This is a genomic window from Acinetobacter sp. YH12132 (assembly GCF_013418645.1).
GTDB lineage: Bacteria > Pseudomonadota > Gammaproteobacteria > Pseudomonadales > Moraxellaceae > Acinetobacter > Acinetobacter indicus.
The window spans coordinates 240,173-256,868 of record NZ_VPBR01000002.1; the positions used below are offsets into that span (position 1 = coordinate 240,173).

The window sequence follows — 16,696 nt, forward strand, 5'->3', positions numbered from 1 at the left end:
ACTGATACAGGAGTGATATGAAATGGCTAATCAACAAAACCAGCAGAATCAACAGAATCAGCAAAACCAACGTCAACAAAATCAGCAGCAGAATGACAATCAACGTCAACAGCAGCAACAGCCTCAGCAACAAAATCAAAAACAGAAAAACCAACGTCAGCAATGATGTCGCACCCCCAATTTAAAAACTTTTTCATCGCCTAAAGGCGCAGATAGGTTTTTAAATTGATTTACTGACAAAGGCTCTCATGATGAGAGCCTTTGTCATATCTATATAGCCCATGACGATCTAGATCGGAAAGCAGCGAGGAATCATCTCCAAACCCAGATCAGCAAAACCTGTACAAAAACCGTGTTTTATCTACCCCTGAGCAGACCTTAAGATCAAGTCATCCCTTGATGATGCAGTTGCCATGAATATCTTGATTTCTAAACGGCTCGCCGGTCTGGCGCTTGGCTTAAGTTTGAGTGTGCTGCTGGTCGGCTGTCAGCCACCGCCTTCGGGTGATGCCGCCGGTATGCGCTATCCGATGCTGTATCTGAAATTGCAACAGCAGGAATTCATGGCGCCTTTACCGGTCCCGGTAGAAGGTGTGCAGGCCAGGCAGATCAGTGATACCTGGGGTGCGGCGCGCAGTGAAGGGCGTCGGCATGAAGGCACTGATATTTTTGCCAAACGCGGCACGCCGGTACGCTCAACCACGGCTGGAATTGTATCGCGGGTGGGCACCAACAACCTTGGGGGTAAAGTGGTCTGGGTGATTGGTCCGGGCTTAAGCCATCATTATTATGCGCATTTAGAGGATTATGCAGCGGAGATTCAGGAAGGCGACTGGATTGAAGCCGGTGAAATCATTGGTTATGTCGGTAATAGCGGCAATGCTCAAAATACACCGCCACATTTGCATTATGGGATTTATCTCAGTGGTCAAGGCGCCGTGAATCCTTATCCCTATTTGGTACAAGAGCTGACCGATGAATAAGCTAAATCAGTTTACCTCGGCTGTGGAAACCGGTGTTTTGGTGGCCGGCAGGCTGCAAATAAAATATAGATTTCCCAGTGCCAGAACCGCACCGGCCAGTAAAAACTGCTGCGGATAGGACCAGCCGGCGACTTGTAAGCCGCTAAAGCTTAAGCCTCCTATCAGCTGCACGCTGGCAAAGCATAAAGTAGCCATGCCCCATAATTTTTTATAGGCCAGACCATACAGCTGGAGCAGGGTATAAGAGGTCAGAAACACCACCGCCGGATTCAGCAGGCCAGTAAAAAAGGAAGACAGAAAGGTCATCACTGACCAAGGGGCGATTGCCGCTAAAATGGCCGCCACATACAGGCAATACAGGATTTTCAGGGCTTTGAAATTGCCGAGCTGTTTTGCCAGAAAATAGGCACAGGCCGCTCCGCAGGCACTGCCCAGGCCATATAAAATCCAGTGGCTATTGATCCAGAACAGGCTGAGTTGTTGCACCTGACTTAAATAGTCAATCCAGAAGAGTGAGTGTGGTACATAGGAAAACGCGCTACAGCTATACACCAAGAGCAGGCTGGCAAAGACCTTTTTATTGATGGGCACAGCAGCAGCGCTTTGAGGCTGGCTTTGGATGTTAACCGGTAGGGCTTTGGGTTTGAGCAGGATTAAACCCAGACTGCACAGCACGGCAAAGGCACATAAAATCAGCCAGGCGCTTGAGGTGGAGATATGATCTAAATAGGGCAAAAATAATGTGGCGAGCAGCACACCAAGTCCGATGCCACTAAAACCAATCACATTAATTTTAAACCGATGCTGCAATTCACAGTGCTGCGCAACCACGCTCGGCGCCAGAATCATCAGCCAGCCACCGCAGATGCCGGACAATATTCGCCAGAACAGATACCAGCTGCCCTCAAAACCGGCGAACGCACAGCAGAATAAACTTAAACTGCCGAGAAAGGCCGCGGCCTGAATCCAGCTTAATAGCTGCCGGTTTAAGCGCATGGCCCAGACCGCACCAATTAAATAACCGAGTAAATTGGCGCTGCCTAACAGGCTGGCAAACTCGCTACTCCATTCAAAAGCCAGACGGGTACTGGGTAATAAGGCGGTATAAGAAAAACGAAAAATACCGATACCTAAACAGGTGGCCAGCAGTAAAAACAGGCTGAGGCGGCGTTGCTGTGCATCCATGCAGATTCCTTGCGCTTTTTATTATGCGTAAAATATTGTTGTATGGCGCGCGGGCTATTACAGTTGCGCGCTGATCTGGCCAATTTGTTTGCTAATCTAACAACTGTTTATTCCACTGAAACCGGCTGACCAATGCTATAAAAATGCCCGCCGGCAATATGGTGGATACTTTTCCATTCATCGGCCACTTCATGATAATACCAGTGCCCGTCACGAAATACCCGCTGATCGGCATAGGCTGTAATGACTTTGCCTATAAACAGGTCATGGGTTTGCTGGTTGTGCGGCTCCGGAATAAGTTCACAGATCAGCCAGGCGGCGCATCCGGCCACTGTCGGCACAGGAGAATGCTCAAACTGGAACAGCTCGACCCCACAGCGGTCCAGCTTGTTCGGCTCCTGAAACAGGCTGATGCTTCCCAGTTGATGCACCATCCTGAGCTGTTTTAAGGTCGGCACCTGCAAGGCAAAATAACCTGACTGTTCAATGATGGCACGGGTTTTGGTGCTTTTATCCAGCACCACTGTAACTTTGGCGGGATTAAACTCAAGCGCACAGGCCCAGGCTGCAGCCATGACATCGGTTTCTTGCTGATCTTGTGCAGACACCAGCACGGTCGGACCATGATTGATCAAACGATAGGCCTTTTCCAAAGGCACGGCTTGCAGATCAGCAGGGAGCGTCATATTTTTTATTCCTCAATCAGAGATCATTCCAGAGATATGCAGGAAAACAACAATTCTGCATTGTACCGGGTGTTAAAACTTATATCATTGATGCATGCTTGGGAAAAAGCACAAAATACAGCGGGAGACAGATTCATGAAAATGTATCAGGTTGATGCATTCACAACAGCATTATTTAAGGGAAATCCGGCCGCAGTAATAGTGGTCGAAGACTGGCTTGATGACGCTTTAATGCAGAATATTGCACTGGAAAATAACCTTTCCGAAACTGCCTTTGTCAAGCCGATGGATGCTGAAAATTTCGAGATTCGCTGGTTTAGCCCCACAGTCGAAGTGGATTTTTGCGGCCATGCCACTTTGGCCAGCAGCTTTGTACTGTTTAAGGATTATACCCGCGCCAAAACCATTCATTTTCATGTCAAAAATTTAGGTCTTTTTATTGTCACGCAAGATGATGATGGCAAAATCCGCATGAATTTTCCAACCCGTGTGCCGGTACTGCAAGATGAATTTCCGGCGCAATTGCTGGATGTGATTGATCAGCCGGTTAAGGAAGTCTATTTAAATGCACAGGCCTATATTCTGGTACTGGAATCTGAGCAGGCAGTGTTAGCCGCCCAGCCCGATCTGGCCAAAATCCGGCAGATTGCAGAGCTGCATCAGGTCAGCACCGCAATTACCGCGACAGACCTAGATGTGGCCTTGACCGCGCCCTCTCAGGACTATGACTATATTGCTCGCTACTTTGCCCCGCATAAAGGGATTGATGAAGATCCGGTGACTGGTTCCATGCATACCGGTCTGGCGCCGTTATGGGCAGAAAAAACCGGCAAAACTGAACTGGTGGCTTATCAGGCTTCGGCGCGAGGTGGAATGCTGTACTGTGCCTTACAAGCAGAGCAGCGTATTGAAATTTCCGGTTATGCCAAATTATATCTGGTGGCCGAGTTATTTTTAGATTAAAACAGAACAGGGAAATCACGCTGGGTATGCCGGTGATTTTCAAACATAAGTCACAACAACAAACAATTTAATGCTGCAGTCATGCAAGCGGCTGCAGCAGGTAAAAGGTATTGAAAAAATTATGTTAATGCGGTTTAAACAGCTCAGCCTGTCTTTGCTGATCATGGGTGTGGGGGCTACGACATTTGCCCAGCCGGTGTTGGTAAAATCTGAACAGCAGATTGAAGAATACCGGCTGGATAATGGTTTTCGGGTGATTCTGGCGCCGAATGCCAAAGAAAATAAAGTGGTGATGAGTACCATCTACTTTACCGGTTCCCTGAATGATCCCCAAGGCAAAGGCGGTATGGCGCATTTACTGGAACATCTGGCGTTTAAAGGCACCCAGAATGTCCCGGGAGATGAATTCCAGCGCCGTTTAAACCAGTACACCTTAAGCAATAATGCCAGCACCGATTACTACTCGACCAAATATCTGAACACCATCCGCCCAGATCAGACAGCCATTAATGAGATGATTTATCTTGAAGCCGAGCGTATGGACAAGCTGGTGCTGCAAGAAAAATTTGTGCCGGCAGAAATTGCGATTGTGAAGCGTGAACGCGAAGTGCGTATGGATCAGCCCTATGCGGTGTTAATGGATCAGGTCTGGAAAGCGGCCTATGGCAACCAGTATCTGGGCCGTTTACCGATTGGTGATCTGAATGAGTTGCAGTCGATTCAGATGCCGGAATTGCAGCGTTTTTATCGTAACTGGTATGCACCGAATAATGCCGTGATGGTGCTGACCGGCAAGTTTGATAAAGCGCAGGTACTCAAGCAGATTGATCAGCATTTTAGTCCGCTGGCCAAACGCCAGATTCCGGCACAGGTCAAGGTGCCAGTGCTGGATGCCCGTACCATCAAAAACCGGGATTTTTTAGTGCAAAAAGGCAGCCAGCTGGCCAAGTTCAATATCTATTTAAATGGTCAGAACGGCCAGCATAAAACCGCTCTGGCGTTGGCGCCGTATTTATACACCATGCAGCCGAGCGGGCATTTGTATCAGGGCATGGTTGAAACCGGTATCAGCACCATGGTGCAATCGACCACCTGGCTGGATCAGGATTTTAATCTGGTCTTTATGGGTGCCTTGTATGCACCGACTCATAATGCCAAGCAGGTTGAAACTGCCTTGCAGCAGGGTGTCGAGCAGGGCAAAAATTTTAATCAGACCGAGCTGAACCGGGTCAAAACCCTGATTCGTAATAGCCAGGACAGTCTGTTTAGCAATGCCAGTGCTCTTGCCGGTATGCTAAGTGATTATGTGGTATCGGAGCAGGGCAACTGGGCACAGTATTTTGTCCATCAACAGGAATTACAGGCCTTAACGGTGGATCAGGTCAATACACGTTTACAGCAATTCCTGATTCCTGAACATCGTATGCGCGGGCATATTCAGCCGACACCAGAAGAGCAGAAAAAGGCCCAGCAACAGCAGGCTGCTGAACCGCTGAAAACCCTCGATCAAATGGATGTACAGGCCGAGCCACTCAAAGACATCAGCAGCTATGAGCAGGAAATTCAGCAGTATCTGCACACATCCAAACAGGCCTTAAGCCAGACTGAAGCCAAAATCCAGCGTGGCACACTGGCCAATGGCATGAAATATGCACTGTTTCCCACCTCGACCCGGGACGATAAAACCTACGCCACCATTATAGTCGATTTTGGCAATGAAAAATCGCTGTTTAATCAGGGCGAGATTATTGACCTGATGGCCTATTTAATGCTGCGTGCCTCAGATCAGTACAGCCTGCAGGATATTGCCGACAAATCCATTGAAGCCGGCGGTTCGGCTTCGGCACAGGCCAATAGCAATGGTGTGGCCATTTCGATTGTGGCCAAAAAAGATAAATTTGATGAGTTTTTCAGATTTGTCTTGGAAATCATGAAAAAGCCGCTGTTTGAACAGGCCCAGTTTGATCTGATCAAGGCACAAAGTCTGGCCAGTCTGGACCGGCCGTATACCGAGCCGGAAACCGTGGCTGCCTTAAATATGGCACGTTTGATCGAGCGTTATCAGCCGGGAGATTTGCGTTATCACTTCGAGCCGGAATTTGCCAAGCAGCAGTTGACCCAGGCCAGCAATGAGAAAGTCAAACAGCTGTATCGGCAGTTTTTTGCCATGGATCATGCCCGGATTGCCATTACCGGCGATTATGAGGCCAAGCCGGTTCTCAAGCTGTTGCAACAGCAGTTTGCCACTTGGAACGGAGCACAGCCGTATCAGCGTTTAAGCGTGCCGTATAATAGCTATGCGGCGCAAAAACAGCATGTACTGTCCGAACAGCGTGAGTTTGGCAGTTATCAGGGCGTGATGACCCTGCCCATGGGAAATGATCATCCCGATGCAGCCGCATTAATGGTCATGAGTCATATTTTAGGGGACTCACAACTGACCTCACGTCTGGCGCAAGAGCTGCGTGAAAAAAATGCGCTGGTCTACAGTTTTGGCAGTTCGCTCAGTTTAAGCAGCTTTGAAAATTCCGGTGCCCTCAGTGTGAGTGCCAACTATACTGCCGGTAAAGCGGCGCAGTTGTCGCAGGCGGTACATAAAGTCTTTCAGGAGTTGCGCAAAAATGGCGTGACTGCACAGGAAGTAGCGGCGGCCAAGGCTGACATTCTGAAACAGCGTGTCACAGCGCTGGAAGATGAGCGCCGTATTCACCGGATGCTGGTGGCACAGCTGGAACTTGACCGTGATTTACCGTATAGGGAAAAACGTGATCAGGCCATTGCCCGACTCAGCAAAGCCGATATTGATGCGGTGATCCAGAAATATCTGCTGCCGCAACATTGGGTCGAAGTCATGGCTGATCAATATGGTCAGCCGGTAAAATAAGTGCTGATTACAGATCATTCATATAAAAAATCTTCCTAAACGGGAGATTTTTATGAAGCCGGTTATGTTGGCACTGATCCCATCTGCCAGCAATCCTTATAGGTGCTATGAGTAAGTATGAGGTGAATTTATCATAGAGAATTAGAGCCGATAGAATTGTTTGGCATTATCATGGAATACCTGCGCTAATGCCTGCGGATGATACGTCGCCACCACATCGCTAAAGGCATCAATAATCGTGACTAAGTCGCTACTGACCCGATCCATCGGGAAATTGGAACCAAACATCACCCGATACATACCAAAACTTTTTAGCGCATGCTGAATCAGCGGGGCAGTTAAATCAATGATTTCCTGTTTTGAGGCCAGCCGTTGCTGCTGATGAAACTGATGACCCAGTACCGGCATGAACAGCCCTGACAATTTGGTATAGACATTCGGGCAGCGCGCCAGTTCTGCCAGGTCTTCCTGCCAGCGAAACAGGATATTGTCGCGCGCAGTTTGGGTAATACCGGTATGCGAGCCGACCGGACCAAACAGACCGGCCGGTGTACCGAGGTGATCCAGCACAATTGAGGTTTCCGGAAACTGTTTTGCCAGGGCAATCACATCTTCCAGCTGGCTGGAATAGACCCAGGCATCAAAACTTAAATTATGCTGTGCCAGTAGTTCAAAGCCTTTCAGAAATTTTTTGTCACGGTATAAATGCGGATCATCGGCCCAGGCATAAATGTCTTTATCTTCATGAACCGCAGCCATTTTACGAATCCCGCGAAAATGTTGCGGCGCCGCTTTCTGATGCATTTTCAGAATCTGCTTGAACTGGCTGTCACGCGGGTCGGCCGTGGCCACCACTGCACCCAGCTGGATACCATTTTTGGTAAAATCCAGCGACTCAATAAAACGGGTTTCTCCAACCACACCTTTGCCTTTGTGGTCATGCCAGCTGGCCTCCACATGCACCACTTTTTCAACCGGATAAAAGCCGACATCGCGGCAATAATGCTCGGGCAAATAGGGGGCAGTGACATGCTGGGTATGTCCCAGGGTGTCAATCAGCGCTTTGGATTTTAGCGTACGGATGGTTTTATCCAGTAAGCGTGGATATTTCCCCAGCAGCTTGACCGCCAAGCGTGCGCTGTGTGGTGTGTTATACGGGTCCCATTGATGAATATGCGCATCAATCAGTGCAAATCCAAGATTTTGCATAGCAGGTTGGTTTGATCCTTGAAGATGTCTATTTTATTCAAAGCCAAGTCTGCAAAAAAGAAAAGGGTATTTATCGAAAAGATGACATTAAAAAAGCCCAACAGGGTGGACTTTTTTTAGCAATTTAATGATCGTGATCATGTTTGTGTTTATTGCTGTGAAATTCTTCATTACGACGGAAACGTAAATAGTTCTCGAACTGTTCACAGTATTCATCATAATTGTCTTCCAGCATCATCTGGAACTGCTGCAAAATGTAGGACATGACCTGATCTTTGGCAGCACGCATTTCCTCACCATCTTTGAAGTTATTGGCTGCGACCCAGGTATTAAAACGCGCCGTGCCAAACAACATGGCAGCACTGACCTGACCGCGTTTTTCCGCCGGTTGTTCCTGTGAACCTTTTTCGACGCGACAAAATTCGTTGGCCTGTTTGATAAATTCATCAGCACGTTCAAAGAAAGCAGCATTTAACGCTTCTTCTTCGGTAACATCGGTTGCTTCAATCTTTTGAACCATGAATTTTTCCTAAGCTAAAATCATAAACAATAATTATAGGCAAAGCCTTGCAGAAACTAAACCTTTGTCTTACTCTAAAAATAGCCTAAGCAAGAAAAAGGAATCACGATGCAAGATGCAATTGCGGTTCAAAGTCTAAAAAGTGATATTGCGCTGCTGCGACAAAACATCTGGCCGCCGGCACATCTGGCCAATGTAGAAGGGCTGCCAATTTATTATGGCAATCCGGCTGAAGTTGAAGCCTATTTCCAGCAATGGTCCGGATTGATTGAGCGGGCACAAGAGCTGTTTCAGCCCTTTATGGAAGATGAAGTGCTGGATGCCATTCATCTGCCAAGTCACTTAAACCTGCCTTTATTTTTCTTTCATGTTGACCGAATCCGGATTAATAAAACCCGGGCCAAAGAATCAAAAACTTTTCGCGGTCTGGCCAGCTTGATGGAAAAGTGCGGCCAGTTTGATGCTACGCAGATGCTGGCGATGAAACAGTGGCTGGAGAGTGACGACAGCGCCGCACTGGTGGCACACCGTGAGTTTATTGATTTGCGTACCTATGTGTTTCAGCATGGGCAAAGTGAATACACCCGCACCCGTTTTTATGTCAACGGTATTGTGCTGAGTGTCGAACCGCATTTTCAGCTGGTGGATGCCCGGGAAAAACCGCGCAAGCAGCGGAGCGATAGTTATCATGATCCGCTGGCCGATAACGGTACCTGGAAGGTATTTGGCAAGTACCGCTAAATGATTATCTCCGTGCTGGGCTTTAGTCCGACCAGAAGGTTTTGCTGCGGGTAAATTCCAGCAAATGCTGCTCGGCTTCGGCCAGAACATGCTCTTGCTCGGCAGCAATCCAGCCCAGAACAAACCAGGCCTGTGGGTTTTGCTGAACCTCATGTTGAAACAGGGCTTCGGCCACTACCAGATCATTAAACTGACCCAAAGATTCCTGTGCCGGTTTCAATGCTTTCAGATACTGTTTGACGGCATCGGCTTCAAATAAAGAGGCAATAAACTCGACCGAATAACGCAGGCGTTTGACCCGTTTACGGGTACGATGCTTCTGTTCACTGTCCAGATGTGCAAACTGCACGGCATCCTGACAAATTTGCCGGTGCATTTTTGCAAGCTGTTTCCGTACCTGCTTTTTCAGCGATTGATCATCTTCATGTGCTGTGCACTGGCTAAACTGTAGCAGCTCCAGCAAGAGGCGCACTGTTTCTGGCGCGCGAAATAGTGCATCAATTTCATCGCTGCTTTCGCTACTTGCTGGCAGTTTCGCGAGGGGAGAGCCGGCCTTGGCCAGACGTGGCATCAGGCTTTCACTCAGCGCATCGCGGTCGCGGGTGGAACCAAGTTGCCGGAACAGTTCTGCCAATTGCGCTTGCCATTCGGGTTGTACCTGTTCGGACCAGTGACCAAAGATTTTCAGCGCGCTGCGTAAACGGCGAATGGCCACACGGGCCTGATGTACATGACCACTCTGATAATGATTGTCGGCAATCGCCGTGGCATTTGGTAATAAATGAGTCAGACAGTTGCTGACAATTTTGGCCAGCGCGCGGCTACTCGAATCATGTTTATCGAGGCTAAAAGGTGTTTGATGTTGAACGGGCAAGATGTCCTGCTGATTCTTGAGCATCTGACCGCGCTGTGATTTGCTGCGAACATCAAGCCAGAGCTGATAGCGTTTTACCCATGGCTGCACAAAATCAATCAGGTCGCTAACATCGCCATGTTTCAGTTCAAACTCGACTTCGTAAATATCGCTTTGTGCTGTTGGTGTGCGGACTTCGCCCTGATCAAAGGCCAGTTCAATTGCACTGTCTTTGACTTGTTCAAGCACAATCAGGCGTTGCACATCGGTTTCAAATTGCAGCTCCAGACCGGTATTTTTTAAATCGGCCTTTTTCAGCTCCAGCGCCTGTTTTAGCAAGGTTTGCGCCTGTTTATGTTCCTGATACAGGCTTAGATCCAGCTGCTCCGGTTCATCCGGGCCGAGGGCCAGTTCCAGTTCAAAACGCTCAAAATGATACTGCCCCGGTGCTTTTAAGGTCTGACACCAGCGTTGACCTTCCAGACGCTGACGCAGGGCGATGGCATGCTGTGCCAGCTGCTGCTCAGGACTGTCATAATATTTGGCCCACAGCTGCATTGGCACGGCTTTTTTCTTGGCAATGGCTTTTTCAAAGGCGCGGCGCTGATGCACCGGCACCTGAAATTTCAGTTCGATTTCCGCCATAACCAACTCCTGCAATTTTTATTCTTGATTGACCTTACTATAGGCCAAGCCATGCATAAAAAGTAGCCATAAAGCGTATTCCTTTGTCTGGCCGGAGCGGGGAGTGGCTGAACTTACTTAATAAACTTGCGACTCACCAGGAATTGTTCGGTGGCATCCAGCAAGGCTTGCGCATGGACTTCCTGTTTTGCGGTCAGCCAGCCGAGTACAAACCAGTCGCTGGCTTCCAGCTCGGTTTGCTGGATATACAGCGCAGCGGAGGAAAGAACCTGATATTCCTGCGCGGCCAGCTGGGCATCGTTCAGGGCTTTGCTGTACTTTTGCAGGTTTTTAACATCATAGATCGTGGTGAGTACCGGGAAAATAAATTTCAGGGCATTAATTTTCTGCGCCAGCTGATCCAGACTGTCAAAATCGGTCTGACTGGTCTGGTTTAGCTGTTCTTGCAGTAATTTATATTGATGCTGCAAAGTCTGCTGAGCGGCCTGTTTTAAATCCTGCGCAGGGTGGGAGGCATCTTCATCCAGGCTAAACATCAACAGTTCCAGATAATGATGTACATTCTGGGTCGATTTCACCAGATTGGCCAGTTTCTCTTTAGCATATAAAATATCTTTGGCCAGATTCGAGGCGGTATTCGGATTCTGCAAAAAGGTGCCGAGGGTATTTTGCATGTGCTCTAAATGTTGCAGCTGGTCAAACTGCTGTCTAAACGCCAGTAACTGATTGGCCCATTTTTCCGAAATAGACGCACTCCAGTCTTTGAGCAAATGCACGGTTAAATACAGCTGATTCAGTGCATTTTGCGCCTGTACAATATGCTCGGCTTCATTAACACCCGCTGAAATAGCCGCAATGTTCGGTAGTAAATGCTGCAATTGCTGGGCAATTAACAGTCTTAAATTCTGATCGGCTGAGGCTTTTTTATTTAAACGGAATTCTTCAGCCAGACGCGGCGGGCTGACTTGTAAGTCTAAAGCCAGCAAATTGCCCATTTCGGCCTTGCTGCGCACATCTAACCAGAGCTGGTATTTCTTGACCCATTCAAAACAGAAGGCCAGCAGTGCCTGCACCGAACCAGATTTTAATTCAAACTCAATTTCATGGACGGGATATTCACGTTCACCACTGCGAATACAGCCCACATCTAAACTGGCTTCAATCTCCACTTCATCTAGCTGGATAACACGCGAAGTACGCGTAATATCGGTTTCAAATTGCAGTTGCAGCGGGCTTTCAGTCTGCGTGAGGACTGTATCTAGTAGCTGTCTGGCTTCAGGAGCGGCATCGTAAATGCTTAAATCAAGCGCAGGTGGCTGTTGCAGTTCGCCCAGGTCATGATTATGTTCAAAACGTTCAATATGGGTTTTACCGGCTTTTAGTGTCTGTACCCAGCGCGTGCCTTCCAAGCGTTGTCTCAGAGCAATACCATGCTGTGCCAGCAGGCGATCGGTAGTGTCATAATATCGGGCTTGCAGCGAAATGCTTTCAGATTTCTTAGGATCCAGCGCTTTAAGTAAGGCATTACGGCGCGCATCAGGAATTTGAAATTTTAATTCAATCTCGGTCATTCAATTGGTCCTAAAAAATTGAGCAATACAGCAAAAAATTAGCTTTCTGGCAGATGACGCCGCTATACCAAATTATTATCAAGCGTCCAGAAAAGGCGTTCATTGTTTAAGGCTTCTGATTGTAACCAAAATCTGTCCTGAAAAAAGTAGCCAGAAAAATAGCGCGAACAAAGTGGCTTTTATTTGTACAGAAAATGCGGTAATTTGAGCAAGAACAGAGCATCAGGATGATGAACATGAACGCACCCCTCAACACCGAATGGGCGAAAAAACCGGATGACACGCCTCAAGGTCCAATTCAAAATTATCACGAGTTTTATCGTTTTTATTTAACCGAACACCGCAATATCATGAGCCGGCGTCTGCATATGCTGGGCAGTGGTATCGGCCTGATTTGCCTGACGCAAATGGTCAGGCAGCGTAAGCCACGTTACTTTGTCTATGGACTGGTGGCCGGTTATGCCTGCGCCTGGGTCGGTCATTTTTTCTTTGAAAAAAACAAGCCGGCCAGCTTTAAACAGCCGCTGTATAGCTTTATTTCTGACTGGCGAATGTTTGCCGACATTCTGCGCGGCAACCTGAGTCTTAAAGACCGCGCACTGGATAAAATTGACAGCTAATCTTCATTTTTCGAGCAAAACTAAAACTTTCGGTCAAAAATAAGATGAATGGTCAAAAAATTCATTGAAATTGTAGAGTGAATGTTCTATTAATTGAAGCAATGCAGAGTGTATGACACTTTGATGACATCAGTTTTTAACTTTCCAAGCCTGGAGTGACCTTTCTCCGGGCTTTTTTTATAGCTGGAATCATTGAAATAAAAAGAATGAAGAGAGTCAAAAGAGTGTGGACGTGCTAGCGTTTGATCACATTTCCCCAAATGCGTCCTGGCATCAAATTCTAGTACGTCCATGAGACCATGAATGCACGTTGGTTGTTATTGATATAAAAAAAATAAAAAACAACAACTTATATCGTTATTATTGTGAGTCCTAGTAAATACCGAAACCGGCGCTGACTCTATCCCCAATACTAGGGATTTTGCATAAAAATCTGAACTGAAACAAAGCATCAGCGAAAATACAGGCAAGGCCTGCTCTTGAGCTGTAACTATGTAATAATGAGAGCCAATTTTTTGAGGTGTTTCAGGCAGGCAAAATGCGTGGCTTATATTTAATTACCAATGATGATCCGATTGAACTGCTCTTGGCTAAACTTGAAGGTGCAATGGCGACCTATGAAGTTGCAGTCTTGCAATATCGCCGTAAAAAGGTGGCAAAAGAAGATCAGGCTTATGAAATTGAATATATGAAATCATTGTGTGCACAGTACAAAGTGCCATTTGTGATTAATGATGATTTGGAAGCTGCGGTAAAATATGGTGTTGGCGTGCATTTGGGTCAAGATGATGGCTCAATTGTCGAAGCCGCGGCACGTTTACCAAAGAATGTCCTGATTGGCCGCAGCTGTAACAATTCACTTGAGCTGGCAGAGCAGGCCATTGCCGATGGCGCTAACTATGTGGCATTTGGGGCAATTTTCGCCACCGATACCAAGCCGGAAGCCGGCAATATTGGTCTGGAAACCTTAAAGCAGGCCAAAGCAAAACTGAATGTACCGATCTGCGCGATTGGGGGGTTAACCGTTGAAAATGGTCAGCAGGTGATTGATGCCGGTGCAGACCTTTGTGCGGTGATTAGTGATATATTAGGTCGTCCGATGCATACCGTTGCTCAACGCGTATATGACTGGTCTGAACTATTTAAAAAGGCGGTTTAAGCCGAAATTTTTGTCTGATTTTATTTTGAGTTGAGTCGATTCATGAGCCTATCTCCAAAGCAAGAACAATTATTTAAACAAGCCAGCAAACATATTCCAGGTGGCGTGAACTCACCGGTACGTGCGTTCAATGGTGTAGGCGGCACGCCGGTCTTTATTGAAAAAGCCCAAGGCGCATATTTATATGATGTAGATGGCAAACGCTATGTCGATTATGTCGGTTCATGGGGGCCAATGATTTTGGGTCATGCCCATCCAGCGATTATTAAAGCGGTGCAGGATGCTGCAGTAGACGGTTTAAGTTTTGGTGCGCCAACTGTTCATGAAACGACGCTGGCCGATATTATCTGCGAAATCATGCCATCAATTGAACTGGTGCGTATGACCAACTCCGGTACTGAAGCGACCATGACCGCGATTCGTCTGGCACGTGGTTATACCGGCCGTGACAAGATCGTGAAATTTGAGGGCTGTTACCACGGTCACTCAGATTCATTACTGGTGAAAGCCGGTTCTGGCCTGTTAACCAAAGGTGAGGGTGAAGCGACCTCTGCCGGTGTTCCTGCGGATTTTGCCAAACACACCTTAACCCTGCCATATAACGATATTGCCACCTTAAAAGAATGCTTTGCCAAGTTTGGTTCAGAAATTGCCGGGGTGATTGTGGAACCGGTTGCCGGTAACATGAACCTGGTTGCGCCAATTGATGGTTTCTTGCAAGCCATTCGTGATGTCTGTGATGAACATGGCTCGGTGTTTATTATTGATGAAGTGATGACCGGTTTCCGTGTTGGCTTAGGCGGTGCGCAGGCGCATTATGGCGTTACCCCAGATTTAACCACCTTGGGTAAAATCATTGGTGCCGGCTTACCGGTCGGTGCTTTCGGTGGTAAACGCGAAGTGATGGAATGTATTGCACCACTGGGTAAGGTGTATCAGGCCGGAACATTGTCGGGGAACCCGCTGGCGATGCGTGCCGGTATCGAGATGTTTAAACATCTGCGTGAGCCAGGCTTCTATGAAAAATTAAGTACACAACTGGAAAAACTGCTGGCCGGTTTACAGGCAGCGGCGGATGAAGCCGGTATTGCGTTTAAAACCCAGCAAGTGGGCGCGATGTTTGGTCTGTACTTTACCGATCAGGACGATATCACCAGCTTTGACTCGATGCTGAAATGTGATGTCGATGCTTTCCGTAAATTCTTCCACGGCATGCTGGAGCGTGGCGTGAACCTGGCACCATCTGCATTTGAAGCCGGCTTTATTTCAAGCGCGCACAGCGATGAAGATATCGAGTTTACCATTCAGGCGGCAAAAGCCACTTTTGCTGAGATGAAAGCGTAAATTTGACCTCTCCCTAACCCTCTCCTAAAAGGAGAGGGAAGCTTCAGTTAATTCGAGATCAAAATGAAAACCAAACATTATTTGACTTTAAGTGATGCTGAATTTCTATTAAATGAAGCGCATCAATATGCGATACAGCATAACTTTAATGTCAGTATTGCGGTGGTGGATGAAACGGGCAGTTTACTGGCCATGAAACGTATGGATGGGGCAGCGCCTATGACTGCGAATCTGGCGGTTGAAAAAGCACAATGTTCTGCCATCAGTCGCCGTCCGTCTAAACTGTTTGAAGATATTATTAAAGGCGGCCAGATGGGCTTTTTAACCATGCAGAGTTTTTCAGGCATGTTAGAAGGTGGTGAGCCACTGATGTATGAAGGGCAACTGGTCGGTGCGATGGGTGTGTCTGGTGTAAAGTCTTTTGAAGACGCAGAAATTGCACAGGTGGCGATTGGGAATTTTTTGGCACAGCAAAGTTAATTCAAGAAAAAAATTGATTAGCTCAACTCAATAAATTCATCCAAAGTTGTACCAAAATGAAGCGTGGAACGTTAAATATGAATTAAAAAGCCCAATCGCTAATGATTGGGCTTGCCTATATACAATAAAATTATGATTTAAAAAGGAAATCAAAAGAATTTCGTATAACGTGTATTATGTTAATTTAAGGAAATCTTAAAGTTAATTAACTTATTTCCTTTATTTCCTTTATTTCCTTTATTTCCTTTATTTCCTTTATTTCCTCATTGAGTATTTTCAATACTGTTAAACATATATCTAAACGCTGCCTATCTGAAAGATTAGGTACATCACTCGGGTATATCCGAACATTTATTCCATTCCAAATAAACCAATCATTTCCATTTTTGCATGGCTCTACATTTAGAAATTTATCATTACCTGCATAACCTGTAGATGCATTAAATTGTCGTGACTCCATCAAGACTCGCACAATAGGGTATTTTTTATTAGATTTATTTTCCCAATTTCTTTTTAGTAGCCTATTTACCGTATTTGGCCACCTTATATGAAAACCATTATCACTAAAATATTCTCTAGGTATTAACCAGAATCTGCTATTACGTTTAATTAGGGCATATTTACGGGAATCATATTTTGGCAATCGTGCTTGTTCCTCTAGAGTGTACCTATCAAATTCTTGAGCCAATCGAAGCCGTTGTCTTTCCATTTTGCTACTAATTTTTGCATTTTGTTCTTGCTCTGATAGAGGAATGCATTTAAGTACAAACCATGCCATAAATATTATGAGCAATAAAACTCCGATAAAGCCTTTAGAAGAGTAAGTTTTTATTTTCATTGTTTCAAATAGGGT

Annotated in this window: 16 protein-coding genes; 8 read left to right on the top strand and 8 right to left on the bottom strand. The window is 46.7% G+C overall.

Features of this window, described 5'->3' with window-relative positions; genetic code table 11:
• Nucleotides 1–26: 26 nt before the first annotated feature.
• Complete coding sequence (locus FTU67_RS03285; RefSeq protein WP_168379929.1) at nt 27–197, bottom strand: hypothetical protein; 171 nt, start codon at nt 195–197, stop codon at nt 27–29.
• A 216-nt stretch (nt 198–413) separates the two neighbouring features.
• On the opposite strand from FTU67_RS03285, the gene FTU67_RS03290 reads away from it, so the two are divergent.
• Complete coding sequence (locus FTU67_RS03290) at nt 414–983, top strand: M23 family metallopeptidase (RefSeq protein ID WP_005178963.1); 570 nt, start codon at nt 414–416, stop codon at nt 981–983.
• 6 nt (nt 984–989) lie between these two features.
• On the opposite strand, the gene FTU67_RS03295 is transcribed toward FTU67_RS03290, so the two are convergent.
• On the bottom strand, nt 990–2,168 hold the full coding sequence (locus tag FTU67_RS03295) for a YbfB/YjiJ family MFS transporter (RefSeq protein WP_005178962.1): 1,179 nt from the start codon (nt 2,166–2,168) through the stop codon (nt 990–992).
• Nucleotides 2,169–2,275: 107 nt separating this feature from the next.
• A complete protein-coding gene (locus tag FTU67_RS03300) occupies nt 2,276–2,854 on the bottom strand; it encodes a flavin reductase family protein (RefSeq protein WP_005178960.1) in 579 nt (192 codons plus the stop codon).
• A 135-nt stretch (nt 2,855–2,989) separates the two neighbouring features.
• Between FTU67_RS03300 and FTU67_RS03305 the strand changes: the two genes are divergently transcribed.
• A complete protein-coding gene (locus FTU67_RS03305; RefSeq protein WP_005178958.1) occupies nt 2,990–3,817 on the top strand; it encodes a PhzF family phenazine biosynthesis protein in 828 nt (275 codons plus the stop codon).
• A gap of 121 nt (nt 3,818–3,938) precedes the next feature.
• Nucleotides 3,939–6,701: a pitrilysin family protein gene (locus FTU67_RS03310; protein WP_180061403.1), complete on the top strand. Its 2,763-nt coding sequence runs from the start codon at nt 3,939–3,941 to the stop codon at nt 6,699–6,701.
• A 141-nt stretch (nt 6,702–6,842) separates the two neighbouring features.
• Here the strand turns inward: FTU67_RS03310 and FTU67_RS03315 are convergent, their stop codons facing one another.
• Both FTU67_RS03315 and FTU67_RS03320 read right to left on the bottom strand, forming a co-directional pair.
• Complete coding sequence (locus FTU67_RS03315; protein WP_160241186.1) at nt 6,843–7,910, bottom strand: amidohydrolase; 1,068 nt, start codon at nt 7,908–7,910, stop codon at nt 6,843–6,845.
• 124 nt (nt 7,911–8,034) lie between these two features.
• Entirely contained in the window at nt 8,035–8,430 is a 396-nt protein-coding gene (locus FTU67_RS03320) for a DUF3144 domain-containing protein (RefSeq protein WP_005178954.1), read from the bottom strand.
• A gap of 108 nt (nt 8,431–8,538) precedes the next feature.
• Here FTU67_RS03320 and FTU67_RS03325 point away from each other — a divergent pair, with 108 nt between their 5' ends.
• Nucleotides 8,539–9,171, top strand: a complete 633-nt coding sequence (locus tag FTU67_RS03325; RefSeq protein WP_016659155.1) for a hypothetical protein — start codon at nt 8,539–8,541, stop codon at nt 9,169–9,171.
• A gap of 22 nt (nt 9,172–9,193) precedes the next feature.
• On the opposite strand, the gene FTU67_RS03330 is transcribed toward FTU67_RS03325, so the two are convergent.
• Both FTU67_RS03330 and FTU67_RS03335 read right to left on the bottom strand, forming a co-directional pair.
• Nucleotides 9,194–10,669 carry a CYTH and CHAD domain-containing protein gene (locus tag FTU67_RS03330; protein ID WP_180061404.1) on the bottom strand — a complete coding sequence of 492 codons (1,476 nt, stop codon included), beginning with the start codon at nt 10,667–10,669 and terminating at the stop codon, nt 9,194–9,196.
• Nucleotides 10,670–10,782: 113 nt separating this feature from the next.
• On the bottom strand, nt 10,783–12,240 hold the full coding sequence (locus FTU67_RS03335) for an inorganic triphosphatase (RefSeq protein ID WP_180061405.1): 1,458 nt from the start codon (nt 12,238–12,240) through the stop codon (nt 10,783–10,785).
• Between the two features lie 236 nt (nt 12,241–12,476).
• Here FTU67_RS03335 and FTU67_RS03340 point away from each other — a divergent pair, with 236 nt between their 5' ends.
• The 4 genes from FTU67_RS03340 to FTU67_RS03355 all read left to right on the top strand — a co-directional run bounded on the left by FTU67_RS03340 (nt 12,477) and on the right by FTU67_RS03355 (nt 15,843).
• Nucleotides 12,477–12,860 (top strand): DUF962 domain-containing protein, encoded by a 384-nt coding sequence (locus tag FTU67_RS03340; protein WP_016659152.1) that lies wholly within the window; start codon nt 12,477–12,479, stop codon nt 12,858–12,860.
• 538 nt (nt 12,861–13,398) lie between these two features.
• Nucleotides 13,399–14,019: a thiamine phosphate synthase gene (thiE, locus tag FTU67_RS03345; protein ID WP_016659151.1), complete on the top strand. Its 621-nt coding sequence runs from the start codon at nt 13,399–13,401 to the stop codon at nt 14,017–14,019.
• A 42-nt stretch (nt 14,020–14,061) separates the two neighbouring features.
• A complete protein-coding gene (gene hemL / locus FTU67_RS03350) occupies nt 14,062–15,363 on the top strand; it encodes a glutamate-1-semialdehyde 2,1-aminomutase (protein WP_104498526.1) in 1,302 nt (433 codons plus the stop codon).
• A 63-nt stretch (nt 15,364–15,426) separates the two neighbouring features.
• Entirely contained in the window at nt 15,427–15,843 is a 417-nt protein-coding gene (locus tag FTU67_RS03355; protein WP_180061406.1) for a heme-binding protein, read from the top strand.
• 205 nt (nt 15,844–16,048) lie between these two features.
• Here FTU67_RS03355 and FTU67_RS03360 read toward each other — a convergent pair whose 3' ends face one another.
• A complete protein-coding gene (locus FTU67_RS03360; RefSeq protein WP_160241190.1) occupies nt 16,049–16,681 on the bottom strand; it encodes a hypothetical protein in 633 nt (210 codons plus the stop codon).
• Between the last annotated feature and the right edge of the window lie 15 nt (nt 16,682–16,696).